The 20,326-nt window shown below is 70.7% G+C and carries 18 protein-coding genes; 4 read left to right on the top strand and 14 right to left on the bottom strand.

Translation table 11 applies throughout. The features are described from left to right. Positions 1 to 172: 172 nt before the first annotated feature. The 3 genes from OG819_RS23435 to OG819_RS23425 are packed head-to-tail and all read right to left on the bottom strand — an operon-like array spanning position 173 to position 2,904. On the bottom strand, positions 173 to 865 hold the full coding sequence (locus tag OG819_RS23435) for a response regulator transcription factor (protein ID WP_266624119.1): 693 nt from the start codon (positions 863 to 865) through the stop codon (positions 173 to 175). Then, the gene (locus tag OG819_RS23430; protein ID WP_266651077.1) at positions 862 to 2,097 is read right to left on the bottom strand and encodes a MacS family sensor histidine kinase; all 1,236 of its coding nucleotides are present in this window, start codon (positions 2,095 to 2,097) and stop codon (positions 862 to 864) included. The genes OG819_RS23435 and OG819_RS23430 overlap by 4 nt, the downstream gene beginning before the upstream one ends. 36 nt (positions 2,098 to 2,133) lie before the next feature. Further along, a complete protein-coding gene (locus OG819_RS23425) occupies positions 2,134 to 2,904 on the bottom strand; it encodes a 1-acyl-sn-glycerol-3-phosphate acyltransferase (protein WP_266651076.1) in 771 nt (256 codons plus the stop codon). 236 nt (positions 2,905 to 3,140) lie between these two features. Here OG819_RS23425 and OG819_RS23420 point away from each other — a divergent pair, with 236 nt between their 5' ends. Continuing rightward, entirely contained in the window at positions 3,141 to 3,950 is an 810-nt protein-coding gene (locus OG819_RS23420) for a carboxylesterase (protein WP_266421861.1), read from the top strand. Continuing rightward, entirely contained in the window at positions 3,943 to 4,620 is a 678-nt protein-coding gene (locus OG819_RS23415) for a hypothetical protein (RefSeq protein WP_266651075.1), read from the top strand. Before OG819_RS23420 ends, OG819_RS23415 begins: the two co-directional genes overlap by 8 nt. A gap of 9 nt (positions 4,621 to 4,629) precedes the next feature. Here OG819_RS23415 and OG819_RS23410 read toward each other — a convergent pair whose 3' ends face one another. The 6 genes from OG819_RS23410 to OG819_RS23385 all read right to left on the bottom strand — a co-directional run bounded on the left by OG819_RS23410 (position 4,630) and on the right by OG819_RS23385 (position 9,892). Then, on the bottom strand, positions 4,630 to 5,382 hold the full coding sequence (locus OG819_RS23410; RefSeq protein ID WP_266624126.1) for an endonuclease/exonuclease/phosphatase family protein: 753 nt from the start codon (positions 5,380 to 5,382) through the stop codon (positions 4,630 to 4,632). A 238-nt stretch (positions 5,383 to 5,620) separates the two neighbouring features. Further along, positions 5,621 to 6,574: an ROK family glucokinase gene (locus OG819_RS23405; protein WP_266651074.1), complete on the bottom strand. Its 954-nt coding sequence runs from the start codon at positions 6,572 to 6,574 to the stop codon at positions 5,621 to 5,623. A 54-nt stretch (positions 6,575 to 6,628) separates the two neighbouring features. After that, on the bottom strand, positions 6,629 to 7,096 hold the full coding sequence (locus OG819_RS23400; protein WP_266624127.1) for a DUF5304 domain-containing protein: 468 nt from the start codon (positions 7,094 to 7,096) through the stop codon (positions 6,629 to 6,631). Between the two features lie 57 nt (positions 7,097 to 7,153). Continuing rightward, positions 7,154 to 8,323: an ArsA family ATPase gene (locus OG819_RS23395; RefSeq protein WP_266582097.1), complete on the bottom strand. Its 1,170-nt coding sequence runs from the start codon at positions 8,321 to 8,323 to the stop codon at positions 7,154 to 7,156. A 217-nt stretch (positions 8,324 to 8,540) separates the two neighbouring features. Further along, a complete protein-coding gene (locus tag OG819_RS23390; RefSeq protein WP_266414766.1) occupies positions 8,541 to 8,987 on the bottom strand; it encodes an SRPBCC family protein in 447 nt (148 codons plus the stop codon). Between the two features lie 107 nt (positions 8,988 to 9,094). Continuing rightward, complete coding sequence (locus OG819_RS23385) at positions 9,095 to 9,892, bottom strand: metallophosphoesterase (RefSeq protein WP_266651073.1); 798 nt, start codon at positions 9,890 to 9,892, stop codon at positions 9,095 to 9,097. Between the two features lie 314 nt (positions 9,893 to 10,206). On the opposite strand from OG819_RS23385, the gene OG819_RS23380 reads away from it, so the two are divergent. Continuing rightward, entirely contained in the window at positions 10,207 to 12,003 is a 1,797-nt protein-coding gene (locus OG819_RS23380; RefSeq protein WP_266651072.1) for a long-chain fatty acid--CoA ligase, read from the top strand. A gap of 19 nt (positions 12,004 to 12,022) precedes the next feature. Here OG819_RS23380 and OG819_RS23375 read toward each other — a convergent pair whose 3' ends face one another. Both OG819_RS23375 and OG819_RS23370 read right to left on the bottom strand, forming a co-directional pair. Further along, positions 12,023 to 13,606, bottom strand: a complete 1,584-nt coding sequence (locus OG819_RS23375) for a GMC oxidoreductase (RefSeq protein ID WP_266652822.1) — start codon at positions 13,604 to 13,606, stop codon at positions 12,023 to 12,025. Positions 13,607 to 13,796: 190 nt separating this feature from the next. Further along, positions 13,797 to 14,939, bottom strand: coding sequence for a glycosyltransferase family 4 protein (locus OG819_RS23370; protein ID WP_266651071.1), 1,143 nt, complete (start codon positions 14,937 to 14,939; stop codon positions 13,797 to 13,799). A 219-nt stretch (positions 14,940 to 15,158) separates the two neighbouring features. On the opposite strand from OG819_RS23370, the gene OG819_RS23365 reads away from it, so the two are divergent. Continuing rightward, on the top strand, positions 15,159 to 16,391 hold the full coding sequence (locus OG819_RS23365; RefSeq protein WP_266624136.1) for a glycosyltransferase family 87 protein: 1,233 nt from the start codon (positions 15,159 to 15,161) through the stop codon (positions 16,389 to 16,391). Positions 16,392 to 16,473: 82 nt separating this feature from the next. Here OG819_RS23365 and OG819_RS23360 read toward each other — a convergent pair whose 3' ends face one another. The 3 genes from OG819_RS23360 to OG819_RS23350 form a co-directional block, all read right to left on the bottom strand. Further along, positions 16,474 to 17,670 carry a hypothetical protein gene (locus tag OG819_RS23360; protein ID WP_266624137.1) on the bottom strand — a complete coding sequence of 399 codons (1,197 nt, stop codon included), beginning with the start codon at positions 17,668 to 17,670 and terminating at the stop codon, positions 16,474 to 16,476. Between the two features lie 32 nt (positions 17,671 to 17,702). After that, positions 17,703 to 18,734: a C40 family peptidase gene (locus OG819_RS23355; RefSeq protein WP_266651070.1), complete on the bottom strand. Its 1,032-nt coding sequence runs from the start codon at positions 18,732 to 18,734 to the stop codon at positions 17,703 to 17,705. A gap of 352 nt (positions 18,735 to 19,086) precedes the next feature. After that, positions 19,087 to 20,127, bottom strand: coding sequence for an NlpC/P60 family protein (locus tag OG819_RS23350; protein WP_266624141.1), 1,041 nt, complete (start codon positions 20,125 to 20,127; stop codon positions 19,087 to 19,089). Between the last annotated feature and the right edge of the window lie 199 nt (positions 20,128 to 20,326).

Raw genomic sequence — 20,326 nt, 5'->3', positions numbered from 1 at the left:
CCTTCGCCGCGGTTGCCTGATGGGACTCACGCTAATAGTGACCCAGGTCACTTCGGCATGGGGCGGAAGGTCAATTCCGGTGAATTGTGCGGGTGTTGATCACACGCCTTCACTCGATGGTGGGTCAACCAAGGTTTACACCGGCCACTCGTCGGGGTCTGCGCCTCGGGGTCTACGCCTCGTCGAGACCGCGCTCTATGGCATAGCGCACCAGCTCCACCCGGTTGTGGAGCTGAAGCTTGCCCAGGGTGTTCTGCACATGGTTCTGGACCGTGCGGTGGGAGATGACCAGACGCTCGGCGATCTGCTTGTAGCTCAGGCCCTTGGCCACCAGGCGCAGCACCTCGGTCTCGCGGTCGGTGAGCTGCGGGGCCTTGGGCTCGTCGGTGCCCGCCGCGGGGGCGGGCTCGGAGGCCAGCCGGCGGTACTCGCCGAGGACCAGGCCCGCGAGGCCCGGCGTGAACACCGGGTCGCCGACCGCGGTGCGGCGCACGGCGTCGATCAGCTCCTCCGTGGACGCCGACTTCAGCAGATAGCCGGTGGCGCCGGACTTCACCGCCTCCAGCACGTCCGCGTGCTCACCACTGGCCGACAGCACGAGGACGCGCAGCGCCGGGTTGGCGCCGACCAGCTCTTTGCAGACCTGGACGCCGGGCTTGGCGGGCAGGTTCAGGTCGAGCACCAGGACGTCGGGCGCGGCGGCCTGGGCACGGCGCACCGCCTGCTCCCCGTCGCCCGCGGTGGCGACCACGGCGAAGCCCGACGCGTCCAGGTCGCGGGCGACCGCGTCGCGCCACATGGGGTGGTCGTCCACCACCATGACCTTGATCGGATCCTGCCCCACCACGTCCGTGACCTCCGTCATCGCTGCTCCGCCTTCCCCCGTGAAACCCTGGAAACCTTCGGTACCTTCAGCTCGACCTCCGTGCCCTGGCCCGGCACCGAGATCAGTTCGGCCGCTCCACCGAGGTCGCGCAGCCGCCCCCGGATCGACAGGGCCACACCGAGCCGCCCCTCCCCCTCGGCCTGGGCGAGCCGCCCCTCCGGGATGCCCGGGCCCTCGTCGCGTACGGTCACGATCACCTCGTCCGGCTCGTCCTCGACGAGGATCCAGGCCCGGGCGTCCTCGCCGACGTGTCTGCGGACATTGTCCAGGGCGGCACCGACGGCGGCGGCCAACTCCCGGGCGGCGGCCGGGGGGAGCGGAACCGGGGCGCCGGGCTCGGAGAACGTCACGCGCGCGGTGGCGTACGGGGCGAGCAGTGCGCGCAGGTCGACAGGACCGCGGGAGTCCTGGTCGTCGTCCGGTTCCTCGACGGCCCGTACGACCGCGCCGAGCGCGGCGTCCTCGGACACCCGGGAGACGGGCACCAGGCCGCCCGAGACCAGCGTGCGCAGCGCGACCTCCTGTTCGCCGGCCATCCGGCCCAGCTCCGCGGCCTCGCCGCCGAGCGCGGAGGCCCGTCGCTGCACCATGGCGAGGACCTGCAGGACACCGTCGTGGATGTCACGGGCCAGGCGCTCGCGCTCGCGGGTCGCCGCCTCGATCTCCAGGGCGCGGGCGAGGGTGAGCTCGGAGGCGCGGGCGACCTCGACGACGTATCCGATGGCGATGGAGGCGACCCAGACGAGGATCACGTTGTGGATCGTGTCGCGGGTGGGGGCGCCGCGCTCGACGAGATTGGCGACCGCCACGAGCGTCGAGGCGAAGGCCGCCCAGCGCCAGCCGCCCTTGACGGCGAAGGCGAGGACGGAGCCCGCGGTCCATATCGACGGGAGCGTGGGGCCGCCGCTCACCACGCGGTGGTGGGCGTCCGCGACGGGCGTGAGCATGATGCCGGTGAGCGCGATGGTCAGGTCGACGGCGAGGAAGCGCTTGGTGCAGCTCGCCGCGTTCGCGACCCTGGGCAGGGTGGCGAGCGTCCACACGAACAGGACGGCGAAGTACCCGACGGCCACCCAGGGGTGGGCGAACTTGTGGAACGCGGTGGCGAAGAGCCCGATCGCGTACAGCATCGTCAGCACGCGGTAGCCGCTGAGCGCACGCCACAGCGGCTGCTCGACCGACATCCTCATGACTCTCTCGCGCTTGGCCATGTCCCCCACCCCACCAAGCCCCCCCGACGCAAGCGTCTAGGAGCCGGCCCGTCCTTCTTCGGTTTCGGCTTCGGCCGCCTTCGCGGCCTCCTTGTGCGCCTGTTCGGCTTCCTTGAGCGCCTGCTTCTCGGCCTTCGCCGCGTCCGCGATCTGCCGCTTGGCGGCCGTCGCGTAGATGTCGACGTACTCCTGGCCGGAGAGCTTCATGATCTCGTACATGACCTCGTCGGTCACCGCGCGCAGCACGAAGCGGTCGTGCTCCATGCCGTTGTAGCGGCTGAAGTCGAGCGGCTCGCCGATGCGGATGCCCGGGCGCATCAGCTTGGGCATCACCTTGCCCGGCGGCTGGATCTTCTCGGTGTCGATCATGGCGACCGGGATCACCGGGGCGCCGGTGGCGAGCGCCACGCGCGCGAGGCCGCCCGGCTTGCCGCGGTACAGCCGACCGTCGGGCGAGCGCGTGCCCTCCGGGTAGATGCCGAAGAGCTCACCGCGCTCGATGACGTCTATGCCGCTCTTGATGGCCGCCTCGCCCGCGCCGCGCGCACCGGAGCGGTCCACCGGGAGCTGGCCGACGCCCTTGAAGAAGGCGGCTGTCATCCGGCCCTTGACGCCGGGCGTCGTGAAGTACTCGGCCTTCGCGATGAAGGTCACCTTGCGGTCGAGGACCGCGGGCAGGAAGAACGAGTCCGAGAAGGACAGGTGATTGCTTGCCAGGATGGCGGGGCCCTCGGCGGGAATGTTCTCGAGGCCTTCCACCCAGGGCCTGAAGGCGAGCTTCAGCGGCCCTCCGATGGAAAACTTCATGGCGCCGTAGATCAACCGTATGCCTCCTGTGTCGTCGGTCAGACCTTATCCCGGAGCGGGGTCAAAGGCCCCGACGACCCTGGTCGGTGTCAGTGCGGTCGCGTACGGTGAAGTACGCCTCGAACCCTCGGGGTCGAGAGCGAGATGCGTTCCGTGTCCGTTCCGTATCCGTTCCGTCCGCCCGTCTTGTTCCGTTCCGCTCGCATTCCGTCCGTCTGATGAACAGGAGACCGAAGGTGCCGGTCCTTCCTGGAGCCGAGCCGTTCCGCCACGAGGGCGGAGAGGTCGGTGTCCTTCTCTGCCACGGCTTCACCGGTTCCCCGCAGTCACTGCGCCCCTGGGCGGAGTATCTCGCCGAGCGCGGTCTGACCGTCGCGCTGCCCCTGCTGCCCGGGCACGGCACGCGCTGGGAGGACATGCAGCTCACGGGCTGGCAGGACTGGTACGCGGAGGTGGACCGTGAGCTGCGCGCCCTGCGGGAGCGCTGCACCCAGGTGTTCGTCTTCGGCCTGTCCATGGGCGCGGCTCTGACTCTCCGGCTCGCCGCGAAGCACGGGGACGAGGTGAGCGGCATCGTCGTCGTCAACCCGGCGAACAAGGTGCACGGGGCAGCGGCGCAGGCCCTCCCGGTGCTCCGCCACCTCGTCCGGACGGTGAGCGGCATCACGAGCGACATCGCCAAGGAGGGCGTCGCGGAAGTGGGCTACGACCGGGTGCCCCTGCACGCCGCCCACTCCATGCGGAACTTCTACCGGATGGTCGACGGTGAACTGCCCCAGGTCACCCAGCCGATGCTGCTGCTGCGCAGCCCCCAGGACCATGTGGTGCCGCCCGTCGACTCGGCCCGCGTCCTGAGCCGGGTGTCGTCCACCGACGTGACGGAGATCTTGCTGGAACACAGTTACCACGTGGCGACGTTGGACCATGATGCGGACCGGATCTTCGAGGAGAGCTACGCGTTCATCGCCCGGCTCGCGCCCGGTGTCGGCAAGCCGTCCGGTACGGGTCAGGTGGGTCAGCAGGAAGGGACGGCCACTGGTGGCTGAGCACGACGCGGAGCGCGGCGAGCCCGACGAGAAGGGCGTACCCGTCGGCGAGCCTCTCGGTGACGAGCAGAGTGTGCCCTTCGACGAGGACGCCGCGTGGCAGGCGATCGTCGCGGGGTACGGCGAGGAACCGCCGGACCCGCCCGGCGCGAAACCGTTCAAGGCGATCGAGGACCTGGCGCTCCTCGACCCGGTGACGAACGACGCCCCGGGCGGCGGTGACGCACCCGAGAAGCCCGAGAAGGGCAAGAAGAACGAGACCGGCGGGACGGACGAGAAGGACGCGAAGCGCGACGAGGCCGGGGAGCCGCCCACCGCGGCGAAGCCCCTCGGCAGCTCCGTCGCGTTCGCGCCCGGCGTCGGCGGTCCGCGTGACTACCAGGCGCCCGAGCCCTCCGAGGATGACTTCGACGCGGACGACGAGGGCCACTTCGTTCCCCCGGAGCCACCCCCGCTGCCCACCGCCGACACCACGGCGAAGTTCGCCTGGCTCGCCGTCGTCGGCGGCCCGATCCTGCTCCTCCTGACCATCCTCCTCGGCTGGGACATGACGTGGTGGCTCGCCACGGTCGGCATAGGAGGTTTCCTCGGCGGCTTCGCCACCCTCGTGGCACGCATGAAGCCCGACGACGAGGACGGGGACGATCCCGGGCGGGGCGCGGTGGTCTGACCCGGCCGGCTACGCCGCGGGCACTCTGAGGGCGGCCAGCACGGGCAGATGGTCCGTGGCCGCCCTCAGGTCTGTCTCCGTGACCCCCGGGTGACCGTACGGGACCCCGCAGCCGAGGACTTCGATGCCGCCGGTGGCAAAGATCGCGTCGATGCGCTGATGGGGGTCGGTGGGCGTCGACGTGTACTCCGTGCCCCAGGGGGCGGTGGCCCAGCAGTCCTGGAGCTCGGCGGCGAGGCGGGTGAAGGTGGGGCCGTCGGGGCGTTCGTTCAGGTCGCCGCCGGCGAGGGCGTGCGGGGTGCCGAGGGCCGCGAGGCGGTCGAGGAGCATCCCGCCCTGCGTGTACCGCTCGTCCTTGTGGAGCGAGAGATGGCAGCTCACCACGCCGAGCCGGGCGGCGCCGAAGCGGACGACGGCGGTGGCGAGGCCGCGGCGGTGCAGGCCGGGGGTGAGGGGCAGCAGGACGTCCTCGGTGCGTTCGACGGTGGCCCGCATCGAGCACAGAAGCGCGGGGCCCGCGGCGGTCGCGCCGCCGGACAGGATCGTCTGGCCGGACGCGGCCGCGAGCCGGGCCAGCTTCTTGCGCCAGCGGAAGAAGCGGGGGGCTTCCTGGACGAGGACCAGGTCGGGGGCACAGGCCTGGATGACGCGGGCGAGAGCGTTGGTGTCGTCGCGCATCGAGCGGATGTTGTAGCTGAGGACACGGATGACGGCGGAGCCGTCGGATTCGGTGTGGGAGCGGGGCAGCGGGGTCGTCGCCATGTGGATCAACATACGTGGATGCGCTGCTGGGGGGAGTCGGAACGCTGCGGGTGCTTTGTCGCCTGCGGGCCGGTGGGGGCTGGTCGCGCCCACGCGGCGGAGCCGCAAGATGTCACAGCCCCGCGCCCCTGAGGGGCGCCATCCGCGCCCCCTCGCCGAAAGGGGCGCGGTACGACCTCGCCCGCCGTACCCCTGAAGGCGCGGCGGGCGAGGTGTGCGTACTGCGTGATCAAGTCGGTTACATGATCGGGTCGGGCTCCCTGGCCAGGTCCGCCGCGCCCACGAGACCGGCTTCGTTGCCGAGCTGGGCGGCGATCACCTCGGCCACGGGGCGCCAGTTGCCGCCGACGAGCCAGCGCTTGTACGACTTACGGATGGGGTCGAGGACCAGTTCGCCCTCGTCCGACAAGCCGCCGCCGACGATGAAGGCGGAGGGGTCGAAGAGCGAGGCCAGGTCGGCGAGGCCGGCGCCGGCCCAGCGGGCCAGCTCGCGGTAGGAGTCCACCGCGACCGGGTCGCCCTGGCGCGCGGCCACCGAGATGTGCTTGCCCTCGATGCCGTCGGGGGAGCCGTTGCCCAGCGCGAGCAGGATCTCCGCGTTCTCGGGGGTGGCGTTGGCCCGCTGCTTGGCGTAGCGGACGAGGGCGCGCCCGGAGGCGTACTGCTCCCAGCAGCCCTGCGAGCCGCAGCCGCACATCAGGCCGTCCGGCACCATCCGGATGTGGCCGAACTCGGCGGCCACACCGAAGTGCCCGCGGCGCAGCTTGTTGCCGATGATGATGCCGCCGCCGAGGCCGGTGCCCAGCGTGATGCAGATGACGTTCCGGTGACCCTTGCCCGCGCCGAACTTGTACTCGCCCCACGCCGCCGCGTTCGCGTCGTTCTCCACGACGACCGGCAGCCCCACGCGCGCCTCGACCTCGGCCTTGAGCGGCTCCTGCCGCCAGTCGATGTTGGGCGCGAAATACACGGTCGAGCGCTGGCGGTTCACGTATCCGGCGGCACCGATGCCCACGCCGACGATGTCGTGACCTGCGCGCGCGCCTTCCACGGCGACGGCGATGGCGTCCACAATGGCCTGCGGCGTGGTGGGGGTCGGCACCTTGTGGGTCGAGAGGATGTTGCCTTCCTCGTCGACCACACCGGCCGCGATCTTCGTGCCGCCGATATCGACGCCGATGGTGAGTCCCATGAATCCCTCAGTTTCGGTCGAGCCCCGCTACGGCCAACCGTACCCGAGCGGCCTTTAGTCCAAGTCAATCCGCTCCCCCGGACCGGTCCCCTCGCCGCGAGGGCCACGCTCCTGGGTGGTCCAGCGTCGTTCCTGGGCCTCGACGGCCGAGCGGTAGGCGGCGAGCAGCTCGTTGCCCGCGGCCGCGAGGTGGTCGAAGACATCGGGGTTGCGCTCTATGACCGGTTCGACGGCCGCCTTGGCCTGCTGTACGACCTGGTTGACCATCTGCTGAGCGGTGCCGGAGGCGACCACGCCGAACAGCGGCGAGTTCAGTCCGGAGAGCTTGTCGGCGACCGCGTCGACCAGCTTGCGCAGTTCCTCCGCGGCGGAGCCGGGCGGCGGGCCGTACTGGGCGCGGCGGCGGGCCTTCTCCGCCGCGAGGTCCTCGGCGCACGCCTTCGCCCAGGCGTCGGCGTCGCTCGCGCGCGCTTCGTCGTTCGCCTCCTGAGCGGCGTCGGGTGTGGGGCGCTCTTCGCTCATGGCGGACTCCTGCCTACGGTTCTTCCTTTCGACGGTACCCGAACGGGGGTACGCCGTTCACCGTGCGCGGGGCCACAGATCCGGGTCCGGCGCGAAACGGACCCTGAGTTCCCCCTCCCGCAGGGCGGCGCCGGCCACGGTGCAGCGGCGCAGCGCGGACGGCAGCGGCACGATCCTGCGGAACTGCCCCACGGTGATGACGAGTTCGTCGCCCCGGCGGATCAGGTCCAGTTCCTCGCGTATCGCGCCGGGCAGCGGGATGTGCCATACGAGGACGCCGTCGTCGGCGAGGTGGTCGAGGACCGGCCACTCGACCGGGGTGGGCACCCGGTTGACACCGGGCACGGGGAGCGCGCCGAGGTCGTCGGTGCCGCGCGGGTCGCGGCCGAGGTGCAAGACCTCGTGGACGGTATACGTCTCCTGCCACTCGTCCAGTGCCTTGCGCTGCTGGGCGGCGAGGGCGCCCAGCCAGGCGTCCGCGCTGGCGGCGGGCAGCACCCGGCTCGCGACCAGCGCGTCGACGCGCAGACCGTGCAGGGCGAGGGCGGTGGTGGCGGCGTGTACGGCGTCGGTGCCGGCCGGGCCGGGCTCGGCGACCAGCCGTACGGTCGTGGCGCGGTCCTCGACGACCGCCGCGACGGCGGCCAGCTCGATGTCCCAGCGTGCCGCCGTCTCGTACAGCCACTCGGCGGGCATCGGAACGCCCGCGAGACGGCCGAGGACGGGGCGCAGGGCGCGGGCCGCCTGGCGCTCCGGCGGGAGCAGCCGGCGCAGGTAGCGGCGCAGCTCCTCCGGGAGGGCGAGGAGGGCGAGTGCCTGCGGGGTCGGCGGGAGGTCCACGACCAGCAGGTCGTACGTGTCCGAGGTCGCCGCGTCACGCAGGGCGCGCAGCAGGGCGAGTTCCTCGGCGCCGGGCAGGGGGGTCAGTTCCTCGGCGTCCAGGCGGGCGGCGCCGAGCAGGTCCAGCGCGGTGGTCGCGCGGTCCTGGAAGGCGGTGAGGTCCTCGCGGAAGCGGGCGTTCGCGTCGGGGCGCCAGGTGGTGAGGTGCGGCGCGGCGTCGGTGGGCGCCGCGCCGGTGGACACGCCGAGGACGGCGCCGAGGGTGTCGGTGCGGTCGGCGGTGAGCAGGAGGGTACGGGTGCCCTCGCGGGCGGCCTTCAGCGCGGTGGCCGCCGCGACCGTCGTACGGCCCGTGCCGCCCTGGCCGGTGATCAGGATGGTGCGCATTGCATGAACGCTACCTGCGTCGAGCACCCCCGGGCTCCGCCCCCAGCCCCTCGATCGGCCTCGTCCTCAAACGCCGGACGGGCTGAAAACGCGGGCGCACCCCGTCAGGGGCGCGGGGAACTGCGCGACCAGCCCCCACCAACCCGCAGACAAGACACCTCAACCCGACGGGATCCGGGGCGAAGCCCCGACTTCAGGGGCGCCCCGCGGAGCGGGGTCAGCTCGCCTCGCCCGACTCCACTCGCTTCTTCAGCCCCGCCAGCGCCCGGTCGATGATGACCTTCTCGGCCTTGCGCTTGATCATGCCCAGCATGGGGATCTTGACGTCGACCGTGAGCCGGTAGGTGACCTCGGTGGCGCCGGCGCCCGCGGGTTTGAGGATGTACGAGCCGTCCAGGGAGCGGAGCATCTGGGACTTGACCAGGGTCCAGGAGACCTCGTGGTCGCCGGTCCAGGTGTAGCCCAGGGTCTGGTCGTCCTTGATCGCACCGGCGTCCATGACGAGGCGTACCTGCTCGGCGCGGCCCTGCCCGTCCGTGGCGAGTACCTCCGCCTCCTTCACCTCTCCGGTCCAGTCCGGGTAGCGGGCGAAGTCGGCGATGACCGCCATGACGTCAGCCGGTGCCGCCTCGATCGTGATGCTCGAGCTGGTGTGTTCCGCCATCGCCGTGGCTCCTCCAGATGCGGTCCGGTGAGGGAGGGTGGTGCGCACGTGTGTGCAGCGTGAAGGCTACCGCGCGCCCGCCGACCCATCGCCACCCCACCTGGCGTTCACCACTCCAGGACCCACGGGCGGCCCGACGCGGCGAAATGGCCGACGTTCACGCACTCGGTCGCCCCGATCCGCATCCGGCGCGCGAGCGGCTGGTGGACGTGGCCGAAGAGGGAGTAACGGGGGCGGGTGCGGCGGATCGCGTCCAGGAGGGCACCGGACCCGCGTTCGAAGCGGCGCGCCACCGTGTCGTAGACCAGCTCCGGTACGTCCGGCGGGATGTGCGTGCACAGCACGTCGACCTCGCCGACCGCCTCGATCTTCGCCGCGTACTCCTCGTCGTCGATCTCGTAGGGCGTCCGCATGGGGGTGCGCAGGCCCCCGCCGACGAAGCCGAAGACCCGGCCGCCGATCTCCACCCGCTCACCGTCGAGGACTGTCGTACCGGGTCCGGCGTACTCCCCCCACAGCGGCGGCATGTCGACATTGCCGTAGGTCGCGTACGTCGGCGTCGGGAACGCGGCGAACAGCTCGGCGTACTGCTTGCGCACCGCCTTCTCGACGGCCACGGGGTAGTCCATCCCCACCTCGGCCCGCAGCTGCCGCCCGAACTCCCGTGCCTCGGCGAAGCGGCGGGCGGTGCGCAGCTCGACCAGCCGGTCGGCGTTCTCGGCGCCGAAGAGGTCGGGGAAGATACCGCGCGTGTGGTCGGCGTAGTCGAGGAAGAGCACCAGGTCACCGAGGCAGAGCAGGGCGTCGGCGCCTTCGCCGGCCCGGGCCAGGTGACGTGCGTTGCCGTGCACGTCACTGACCACATGAATACGCGTCCTGCGGTTACCGCCTGGTGTGGGTGCCATGACGATCAAGCGTAGGCGTGTGGGGCAAACGTGAATAGAGGCGGTCGGACCTGCGGTTACTGGCATGGCGAGAAGAGCGTGGACTACTGTGCGTGAAGGAACGCCAGCCGGTGTGGCGAGCCAACCCGTGTGACGCAGGGAACATCTCGCCGGGACCCCCTATCGAAACAGCCGTACCGGTGGGTAACGTCCGGGCAGTCCAGTCGTACTCAGGATTTCAACAATGATGTTCCTGGGTACCTGCCCGAGCCTTGGACCCGCTCCGTCGCATCACACACCGTCGTGGCGTCGGCGCCCTATGAGGAGCAGCAGTCTTGCGCGAGTTCAGCCTTCCGGCTTTGTACGAGGTCCCTGCGGACGGAAATCTGACCGACATCGTCCGCAGAAACGCCGCGCAGCATCCCGACGTTGCCGTCATCGCCCGCAAGGTCGACGGCGCGTGGACGGACGTCACCGCCACCGCCTTCCTCGCCGAGGTGCGGTCCGCGGCCAAGGGTCTGATCGCCTCGGGCGTACAGCCCGGCGACCGGGTCGCCCTGATGTCCCGTACCCGCTACGAGTGGACGCTGCTCGACTTCGCGATCTGGAGCGCGGGCGCGATCACCGTGCCGGTGTACGAGACCAGCTCGGCCGAGCAGGTGCAGTGGATACTCGGCGACTCGGGTGCGACCGCCTGCATCGTCGAGCTGGACACGCACGCGGCCTGCGTGGAGTCGGTGCGCGACCGGCTGCCCACCCTCAAGCACGTCTGGCAGATCGAGGCCGGCGGGGTGGAGGAACTGGGGCGGGCGGGCAAGGACGTCAGCGACGCCACCGTCGAGGAGCGCAGCTCGCTCGCCAAGGCCGACGACCCGGCGACCATCGTCTACACGAGCGGTACGACCGGCCGCCCCAAGGGCTGTGTCCTCACCCACCGCGCCTTCTTCGCGGAGTGCGGCAACATCGTGGAGCGGCTGCGCCCCCTGTTCCGTACGGGCGAGTGTTCCGTCCTCCTCTTCCTGCCGCTCGCGCACGTCTTCGGACGGCTGGTGCAGGTCGCGCCGATGATGGCGCCGATCAAGCTGGGCTGCGTCCCGGACATCAAGCACCTCACCGACGAGCTGGCCGCGTTCCGGCCGACGCTGATCCTCGGTGTGCCGCGCGTCTTCGAGAAGGTCTACAACTCGGCGCGCGCCAAGGCGCAGGCGGACGGCAAGGGCAAGATCTTCGACAAGGCGGCGGACACGGCGATCGCGTACAGCCGCGCCCTGGACACCCCCTCCGGCCCCTCGCTCGGCCTGAAGATCAAGTACAAGACGTTCGACAAGCTCGTCTACAGCAAGCTGCGCGCGGTCCTGGGCGGTCGCGGTGAGTACGCGATCTCCGGCGGCGCCCCGCTCGGCGAGCGCCTGGGCCACTTCTTCCGCGGCATCGGCTTCACGGTCCTGGAGGGCTACGGCCTGACCGAGTCCTGCGCGGCCACCGCGTTCAACCCCTGGGACCGTACGAAGATCGGTACGGTCGGCCAGCCGCTGCCCGGCTCCGTGATCCGTATCGCCGACGACGGCGAGGTGCTGCTGCACGGCGAGCACCTGTTCAAGGAGTACTGGAGCAACGAGGCCGCGACCGCCGAGGCGCTCGCGGACGGCTGGTTCCACACGGGTGACATCGGCACCCTCGACGAGGACGGCTACCTCCGTATCACCGGCCGCAAGAAGGAGATCATCGTCACCGCGGGCGGCAAGAACGTCGCCCCGGCCGTGATCGAGGACCGCATCCGCGCGCACGCGCTGGTCGCGGAGTGCATGGTGGTCGGCGACGGGCGCCCGTTCGTCGGCGCGCTGGTCACCATCGACGACGAGTTCCTGGGCCGCTGGGCCGAGGAGCACGGAAAGCCGGCGGGCTCCACCGCGGCGTCGCTGCGCGAGGACCCGGATCTGATCGCTGCGATCCAGGACGCGGTCGACGACGGCAACGCCGCGGTGTCGAAGGCGGAATCGGTGCGGAAGTTCCGCATTCTGTCCTCCCAGTTCACGGAGGAGTCGGGCCACCTCACGCCGTCCCTGAAGCTCAAGCGCAACGTGGTGGCGAAGGACTACGCGGACGAGATCGAGGCCATCTACCGGGGCTGACGGCCCGACCCAGCGGTTCTCATGGCGCGGTGTCCTCGGCGAGGATCCGCGCCATGCCGCGTTCGGCGAGCGCGGTGATCGTGAGGAACGGGTTCACCCCGATCGAGCCCGGCACGAGCGAGCCGTCGGTGATGTACAGGTGCGGGTAGCCCTTCACGCGGCCGTAGCTGTCCGTGGCCTTGCCCAGCACGCAGCCGCCCAGCGGGTGGTAGCAGAAGTCGTCGGCGAAGGTCTTGTTGTTGCCGAAGAGGTCGTAGCGGTAGATCGTCGCGTTGGCCGAGTTGATCCGGTCGAAGAGCTTCTTGGCCATGCTGACGGAGACCGTGCTCTGCGCCGCGGTCCAGCCGAGCTTGGCGGAGTCCGTCGCCGCGTCGTACGTGAAGGACGCGCGCTCCGGGTTCTTGGTGATCGCGAGGTAGAGGCTGATCCAGGTCTCCAACCCCGTGGGTATCGGGGCGATTTCGGCGAAGACGGGATTGTCCGTGTTGGCCCAGTCGTCGATGCCCATGACGGGCATGGTCGCCTGGTTGGCGCCGACGGTGTCCCAGATGTGGTTCGCGCGGCCGGTCATCACATTGCCGTTGGTGCCCCAGCCGGTGCCGACGCTCGCGTCCAGGGCGGGCAGGGTTCCCGTCTCCCGGGCCCGGACGAGGAGTTCGGTGGTGCCGAGGCTGCCGCCGCCCAGGAAGAGGTACGTGCAACTGTACTGCTTGGTCTCCACGACCGCGCCGGTGTTGTCGATCCGGTCGGCGGTCAGGGTGTACGTGCCGTCCGTGGCCCGGCTGATCGCCCGGACCTTCTCCAGGGTGTGGATGGTGACGTTGCCGGTGCCGAGCGCCGCCGCGAGGTAGGTCTTGTCGAGGCTCTTCTTGCCGTAGTTGTTGCCGTAGATGACCTCGGCCGCGAGTGCGGACTTGGTGGCGGTGCCGGCGGCCTCGCGCTGCATGTAGGCGAAGTCGTAGACGTTGGGGACGAAGGTGGTCTTCAGGCCGGTGTTGGCGGCGGCCTTACGGGAGGTGCGGGTGAACTGGTACCACTCCGTGGACTCGAACCAGGTGGGATCGACCGTGTTGACGCCGAGCATGGTGCGGGCGCGCGGGAAGTAGGTGTTGTACATCTCGGCGGCGTCGACCGTGGGGAACTGCTCGGAGAAGTACGTCTGGAGGGGCGTGACGGCCATTCCGCCGTTGACCAGCGAGCCACCGCCGACGCCTCGGCCGACGTAGACCGACATGTTGTCGTAGTGGACCCGGTCCAGGACTCCGGGGTAGAGGCCGATGTCCTTGTTGACGACGTCCAGCCAGAGGAAGGTGGCGAGCGGGGCCTCGGTGCGGGTGCGGAACCACATCGAGCGCTCGTCGGGGGCGCTGGTGGAGCAGAACACCTTGCCGTCGGAGCCGGCGGTGTTCCAGAGCTTGCCCATCTCTATGACGAGGGTGCGGATGCCGGCCTGGCCGAGGCGGAGGGCGGCCACGGCGGCGCCGTAGCCCGATCCGATGACGATGGCGGGCGCGGTGTCGACCGCGGCGGGCTCCGCGGCGTGGGCGGACTGGAGGCCTACGCGGGTGAGGCCGGCGGCGGCGGCCGTCTGGAGGGCGACCATGCCCAGGATCTGGCGTCTGGTCAGGTGACGGTTTATCAGCTGACGGTTACTCATCTGATGATGAGTCAGTTTTTCTGTCATGTGCGCAGCATCGGCGGATTATTTGCTTCCGCCTAGGCTTTTTGCCGGGTTTTCAGGGGACGCTGCGACGAGTGGGGAGAGTACGGGTGATTTGTGGCCGGTCGCGCACCTAGAGCAACTCTTTCAAGCCCTCCGCCAGCAGGTCCCAGCGCCATCTCTCCTCCACCCAGCGCCTTCCCCGTTCGCCCATGTGGCGGCGGAGTTCGGGGTCGCCGAGGAGGGTGATGATGCGGTCGGCGGAATCATCCGGAAGATCGCCTCGGACCACCCAGCCCGTCTCGCCGTCGAGGACCGCGTCGGGGGCGCCGCCCGAGTCGCCCGCGACGACCGGCAGACCCGTCGCGGAGGCCTCCAGGTAGACGATGCCCAGGCCCTCGACGTCGAGGCCGCCCCGGCGGGTGCGGCAGGGCATCGCGAAGACGTCGCCCGTGCCGTAGTGGGCCGGCAGCTCCGACCAGGGCACCGCACCGGTGAAGCGGACCGCGTCGGCGACCCCGGTGTCGTACGCCAGCTTGCGCAGGTCCTGCTCGTACGGCCCGCCGCCGACGATCAGCAGCACCGCCTCCGGCTCCTTGGCGAGGATGCGGGGCATGGCGAGGATCAGCGTGTCCTGGCCCTTGCGCGGGACCAGGCGGGAGACACAGACCACCACCGGACGGTCGGTGAGGCCGAGGCGGGCTCGGACCACGTCGCCGCCCGAGCCGGGGTGGAAGGTCTCCTCGTCGACCCCCGGAGGCAGCTGGACCATACGGGAGGCTGCCTCGGGCGTCAGCGCGGACGCGATGCGCGAGCGCGTGTACTCGCCGAGGTAGGTGATCGTGTCGGTGGACTCGCCGATACGGCGCAGCAGCTGCCGTGCGGCGGGCAGCTGGGCCCAGCCCGCCTCGTGGCCGTGCGTGGTGGCCACCAGTCGCTCGGCTCCCGCCCTGCGCAGCGCGGGCGCCATCAGGCCGAGCGGGGCCGCCGCCCCGAACCACACCGACGTACAGCCGTGCTCGCGCAGCAGCCCGACGGCGCGCCGGGTGGCGCCCGGTGTGGGCAGCAGCATCGTCGTTCGGTCTCGGACGACGGTGAAGGGCTGCTCGGCGTCGAAGGCGGCCGTCGCCTCGACGCCCTCCGGGCTCCGCTTCCACGTGGATGCGTAGACTACGAACCTCTCGGGATCGAGTCGTAGCGCCATGTTGTGCAGGAACGCCTGGATACCGCCGGGGCGGGGCGGGAAGTCGTTGGTCACGATCAGGGTCTTGTGCATCGCGTTCGACACTACCGAAACCTTCGAATCCCCACGCGAGCGGTCCACAGCGGCGAAGCTGTATTCCGTCGGTGGTCACAGCCGCGTACGGCCGTGCTTCATGGGCCTCGCACAGCCCGGCGCGTCATCATGTTTCCGCACAACCGCACGACCGCACTGCGTCTCCACCGCACCACCGCACCACCGCACAGACAGCCGACGAACGAGGGCCAGGTGAGCATGAAGGGCACACGGGGGGAAAGGTTTCCGTACGCGTCGCTGGGAACCTGGGGCCTGACCAGGCTCATGCTTCTGCTCTTCGTCTTCAAGGTGTTCGTCTTCCCGGGCCCGGACGTCACGAGTGACGTCTCGGTGATCTACCAGGGCTGGTACGAGATCCTGCGCACCGGCACCTTCCCGCTCGACGACGTCACCTGGCAGTACCCGCCGGCCGCCGCGCTCGCCATCCTCTCCCCCGGCCTGCTGCCCTTCCTCGACTACGCGCACGCCTTCTTCCTGCTGGCCTTCGTCGCCGACCTGGTGGTGTACGCGCTGCTCCACTACGCCGGCCGGCGCCCCGGCAAGACGCTGCGCGGCGCGTGGGTGTGGGTGATCGGCGTCCCGCTGCTCGGACCGACCGTCTACGCACGCTACGACGTGATGGTCACGGCCCTGGCGGTCGCGGCGCTCCTCGCGGGAGCCCGCCATCCGCGGGTGATGGGCGCTCTGGTGGGCTTCGGGGCGCTGGTGAAGGTGTGGCCGGCGCTCCTGCTCCTGGGGGCCGTGAAGCGGCGTGCGTGGGCCGCGGCGGCGGTCACCGCCGGCGGGATCGCGGTGCTGTTCGGGCTGTCGATGCCCGGCGCCTTCTCCTTCCTGACCTTCCAGCGCGACCGGGGCACCGAGGTGGAGTCACTGGGCTCCCTCGTCTTCCATGTGGGCCGGCACTTCGGCTGGGACGGTCAGGTGCTGCTCAACTACGGCTCGGTGGAGTTCCTGGGCCCGTACGTCGACGTGGTGAGCAGGCTGGCCCTGGCGCTCACCGCGATCGCCTTCGCCTGGCTGCTGCTGTGGCGGCTGCGCGCCCAGCGCTTCCGGCCGCACACGCTCGCCGACGCCGCGTTCGTGGCGGTGCTGATGTTCACGGCCACGAGCCGCGTCATCAGCCCCCAGTACATGGTGTGGCTGGTCGGGATCGGCGCGGTCTGCCTGTGCTTCCGGCGCAGCCGGATGACCGTGCCGGTCGGACTGGTGCTGGCCGCGTGCCTGGTGACCGTCCTGGAGTTCCCGATCTGGTTCTCGCACGTCGTGGGCAGCGACCGGCTGGGCATCACCCTGCTCTTCCTGCGCAACGGTCTGCTGGTGATCGCGGCCCTGCTCGCCGCCCTCGAACTGTGGCGGGCCACGGTGTCCGAGCCGGCTCCGACCCTGCCCGCTCAGGCCACCCGCACCAAGGAGCCCCTGAGCTCCTCCTGACGGCGAGCCGGGCGACCGGCGAGGCGCAGCGGGAGTGGCCGGCCCGAGTCCGTCGCCCAACCGGACACCACGGGGTGCTGATTCAGCCGAGCTGCGCCTTCAGGTACGCGCGCCACTGCTGCGAGAACGCCTTCGGCGTCGTGTGCAGCACGTCCCGCAGCGCGCCCTCGACGGCCCCCGCCCGCTTCTTGTGGTCGCCGACGGCCCGGTAGAACTCGTTCAGCCGGACCTCGCCCCAGTGGTCGGCGATCAGCCGACAGGCCATCCAGCCGCCCTCGTACGCCCGCGCCAGCCGTGCCGCGTCCCCGGTGAACCCGAAGTCCTTGTCGTCCGGCAGCGCGGCCGGTACGTGCCCGTCCAGCACGGTCCGCTCCAGCTCCGGCGCCGCCTGCGTCGCCGTACGGCCGCTGCCGCGGTAGCCGACCCAGTCCGCGAAGCCCTCGGAGAGCCACAGGGGCGTGGCGGCGGTGGTGTGGGCACGGGTGGCCACGTGCGTCGTCTCATGGGTGAGCACGACCTGTTTGCCGAAGTCGCCGAGGAGGCCGTACGCGTCGGGATTGACGATGATCCGGTCCGCGGGCGCGCCTGCCGTGCCTCCCGCCTCTCCGGTGGTGACCGCCGCGATGCCCCGGTACCCGGACGCGGGCGCCCCGAGCAGCCCCGCCATGCCCTCCAGCGACTTCGGTACGAGGACGACGACATGCCCCGCCCAGTCCGCGCCCCAGGCCCCCGTCACGGCGGGCACGGCGTGGTCCGCGAGGCCGGCGTACGCGCGCAGCCGCTCACCGGACTGCCCGACCCCCAGGACGAGGCTGTGCGCGCCCCGTACGACCGTCACCGTCCCCTGCTCCCACAGCTGCTGGCTGGCGCGCTTGGCGGGCACGTCGGAGGAGACCCGCCAGGTCCCGCCGTCGCGCGCCAGGATCAGGGTGCGGGCCGCCGTGACGGGCGCCTTGTCGTAGCCCTCGATGCGGTAGCGCAGCTGGGCGTCCGCGGTGGCGCGGTCGCCGGAACGGCGCAGGTCCGTCAGTCGGTACGACCAGGCGGCCAGCGGGACGGCGCGCAGCCGGGTGAACTCCGCGGTCGAACCGGACGGTTCCCCGGTGGCCCGGTACGCCGACTCGTCGTGGTCCAGGACCGCGGCCGCCCGCCGGTCGAGGACCCGCTGCACATCGGCGGACGCGGTGTCCGGGGACGGCCCGCCGCCGCAGCCCACCAGCACGGCGAGCAGCAGCACCAGAGAGCACCCCGCCCGCGACGCACGCCTTCGACCAGCCACGTTCCCGATCGTACGGCGCCCGGGCGCGGGGGTCAGACCCGTGTCACGGACGAGATGGGCATCATGCCCACCGGGTCGTAGCGCACCGGCGCACCCGGATAGGGCGCGTGGATCACCTGGCCGTTGCCCACGTACATCGCGACATGGCTCGCGTCGGAGCGGTAGGTGATGAGGTCGCCGGGCTGGGCCTGGGAGAGCGACACGTGCCGTCCGGCGTACCGCTGCTCCTGGGAGGTGCGAGGCAGACCGATGCCCGCCTGCCGGTACGACCACTGCATGAGGCCCGAACAGTCGAATCCGCCGGGCCCGTTGGCACCCCACACATAGGGGCGGCCGAGTGCGGAGCGGGCCGCGGCGAGGGCGGCGGCGGCGCGCCCCGAGGCGGGCGTGACACCGCCGAGTTCGGGCACGTCGGAGCGTTCGGTGCGGGAGGCCCGGTCGTAGGCGGCGCGCTCGGCGGACGGCAGCGAGTTGAGCAGTCGGCGCGCCTTGGCCAGTTTCTGTTCGACGGTCCGCTTGTGCAGGGCGACGGCCCTGGTGCTCTTCTCCAGCTCGGCGAGTTTGGCGGTCGCCTCGTCGCGCTCCTGGGCGAGGTCGCGCATGGCGAGCTGGAGGTCCGTGAGCTCGCCCGCCTGGTGGGCGTTGATCCGGTCGAGCGCGGCGGCCTTTTCGAGGTACTCGGCGGGGTCGTCGGAGAAGAGCAGCGCCAGGGAGGGGTCGAGGCCGCCCGCGCGGTACTGGGCCCCGGCGAGCGAACCGAGCGCGTCCCGCATGGTGTTGATGCGCTCCTGCTGCCGGGCGATGCGGTCCTGTGCCGTGCTCACCTCCTTACGCAGGGCGCCTGCGCGTTCGTCGGCCTTGTTGAACGCCTCGGTTGCCTTCTCCGCCTGGATGTACAGGCGGTCCACCTCGGCCCGGGTGTCGTCCTTCGGTGCTGCGGCGGCCGGTACGGCCCCGAGGGCGGCGGCCGCGACGGACATCGCGGTCACGGCGACGCCGGCGATGCCCGTGGCACTGACGCCCCGGTCGAACCCGGACGGTGGACGGCGGCGATGGGACCCCACGAGTAGCCGCTCTCCCTTTCCTTTGACGGACGCTGACGGTCCCCCGAGTTCCGGGGGAAACGCGCCAGACATTGACGCCCTCGCCAACCCCGCAGGCTGGAGATTCCGGTCCGCACCGCTACGCGGCACCACCACGGGTTCCTGCTTCACAGGCCCTTGCCGGTCTCCGGGGAGATCGGTCTTACGCGGGCCTCCACAGGCGTCACTTCCCGCCCGTCCGGCGGTAGGTCCCACAACTCCGCCGTGAGACGGAGCGACTCTAGCCCTGGTTCCGCGCCTCTCCGGGCCACTCAACGCAAAACGCCCGTACCTCCACCCCGAAGGATGCAGGTACGGGCGAGTGTGCGATTGATCAGACCCGGACGCCGAACTGGAACGCTCCGCCGATGGTGCTCATCGACTCGTAGCGCACGACCGTTCCGGTGCGCGGGGCGTGCAGCACCTGGCCGTTGCCCGCGTAGAGACCGACGTGGTGCAGGTCGCCGAAGAAGAAGACCAGGTCACCGACCTGCAGATCGCTCTGCGAGTAGATCCGGGTGCCGTAGTTCGCCTGCGCCTCCGAGGTACGCGGGATGGAGACACCGGCCTGGGCGTACGACCAGGAGGTGAAGCCCGAGCAGTCGAAGGAGCTGGGGCCGGTGGCGCCGTAGACGTACGGCGTACCGATCTTGGTCTGGCCCGCGGAGAACGCGGCGCCGGCCCGGCCGGAACCAGTCGGAGTGTTGCCGTCGAGGACCGTGCGCTCGCTGGCGCGGGTGGCACGGTTCTGCTCCTCGTCGAGAGCCGCCTTCTCCTTGGCGGTCAGGGAGTTGAGGAGCTTCTGCGCCGCGGCGAGCTTGGTCTGGACCGTCTTCTTCTGCTTGGCCAGCTCCGTGCGAGTGTCGGAGAGGTCCTTGAGCTTCGCGGAGGCTTCCTGGCGCTGCTGGGCGAGCGAACGCTGCTTCTCCTGGACCTTCTTCAGCGCCTCGACCTGCTGACTGCTCAGCTGGTCCATCGCGGACGCCTTGTCGAGGTAGTCGTCCGGGTTCGAGGAGAGGAAGAGCGCCACGGAGGGGTCGATGCCGCCGGTGCGGTACTGGGCACTGGCCATCGTGCCGAGGCCGTCGCGCAGGGCGTTGAGCTCGTCCTGGCCGCGGGCCACGTTGTCCTGCAGGGTGCTGATTTCCTTCTCCAGCTTGTCCTGCTTCTCCTTGGCCCCGTCGAGCTTCTCGGTGGCCTGCTCGGTCTCCTCGTAAAGCTTGTCGACCTTGCTCTTGACCTCGTCCTTGTTCAGCTTCTCGCTGGGCGCGGCGTTGGCGGCGTTGGCGCTGAGGACAACGGCAGCGGCTGCGGCTGTGGTGAGCACGGTCACACGGGTGCGGCTCGGCTGCTTGGGTCGACGGTGGGACGCCACGAAGGCGAGCTCCTTCTTCCTTCAGCCGCCTGCCGAGACGCCGACGGGCGGTGTCCCCCCACCGTCACTCCCAATGAGTGATCACCCGAGTGGAGGTTCGAGCCCAGACCCTAGTGACCTTCCTGTGATCAGTTCAAATCCAAACCTGAAAATTCTTTGTCGCCCAGCGCATTCTTTGCACTCAACTCACATGCAGTGA

Source organism: Streptomyces sp. NBC_01549 (genome assembly GCF_026339955.1).
Taxonomy (GTDB): Bacteria; Actinomycetota; Actinomycetes; order Streptomycetales; family Streptomycetaceae; genus Streptomyces.
This window is presented reverse-complemented; position numbering and strand designations above follow the sequence as displayed.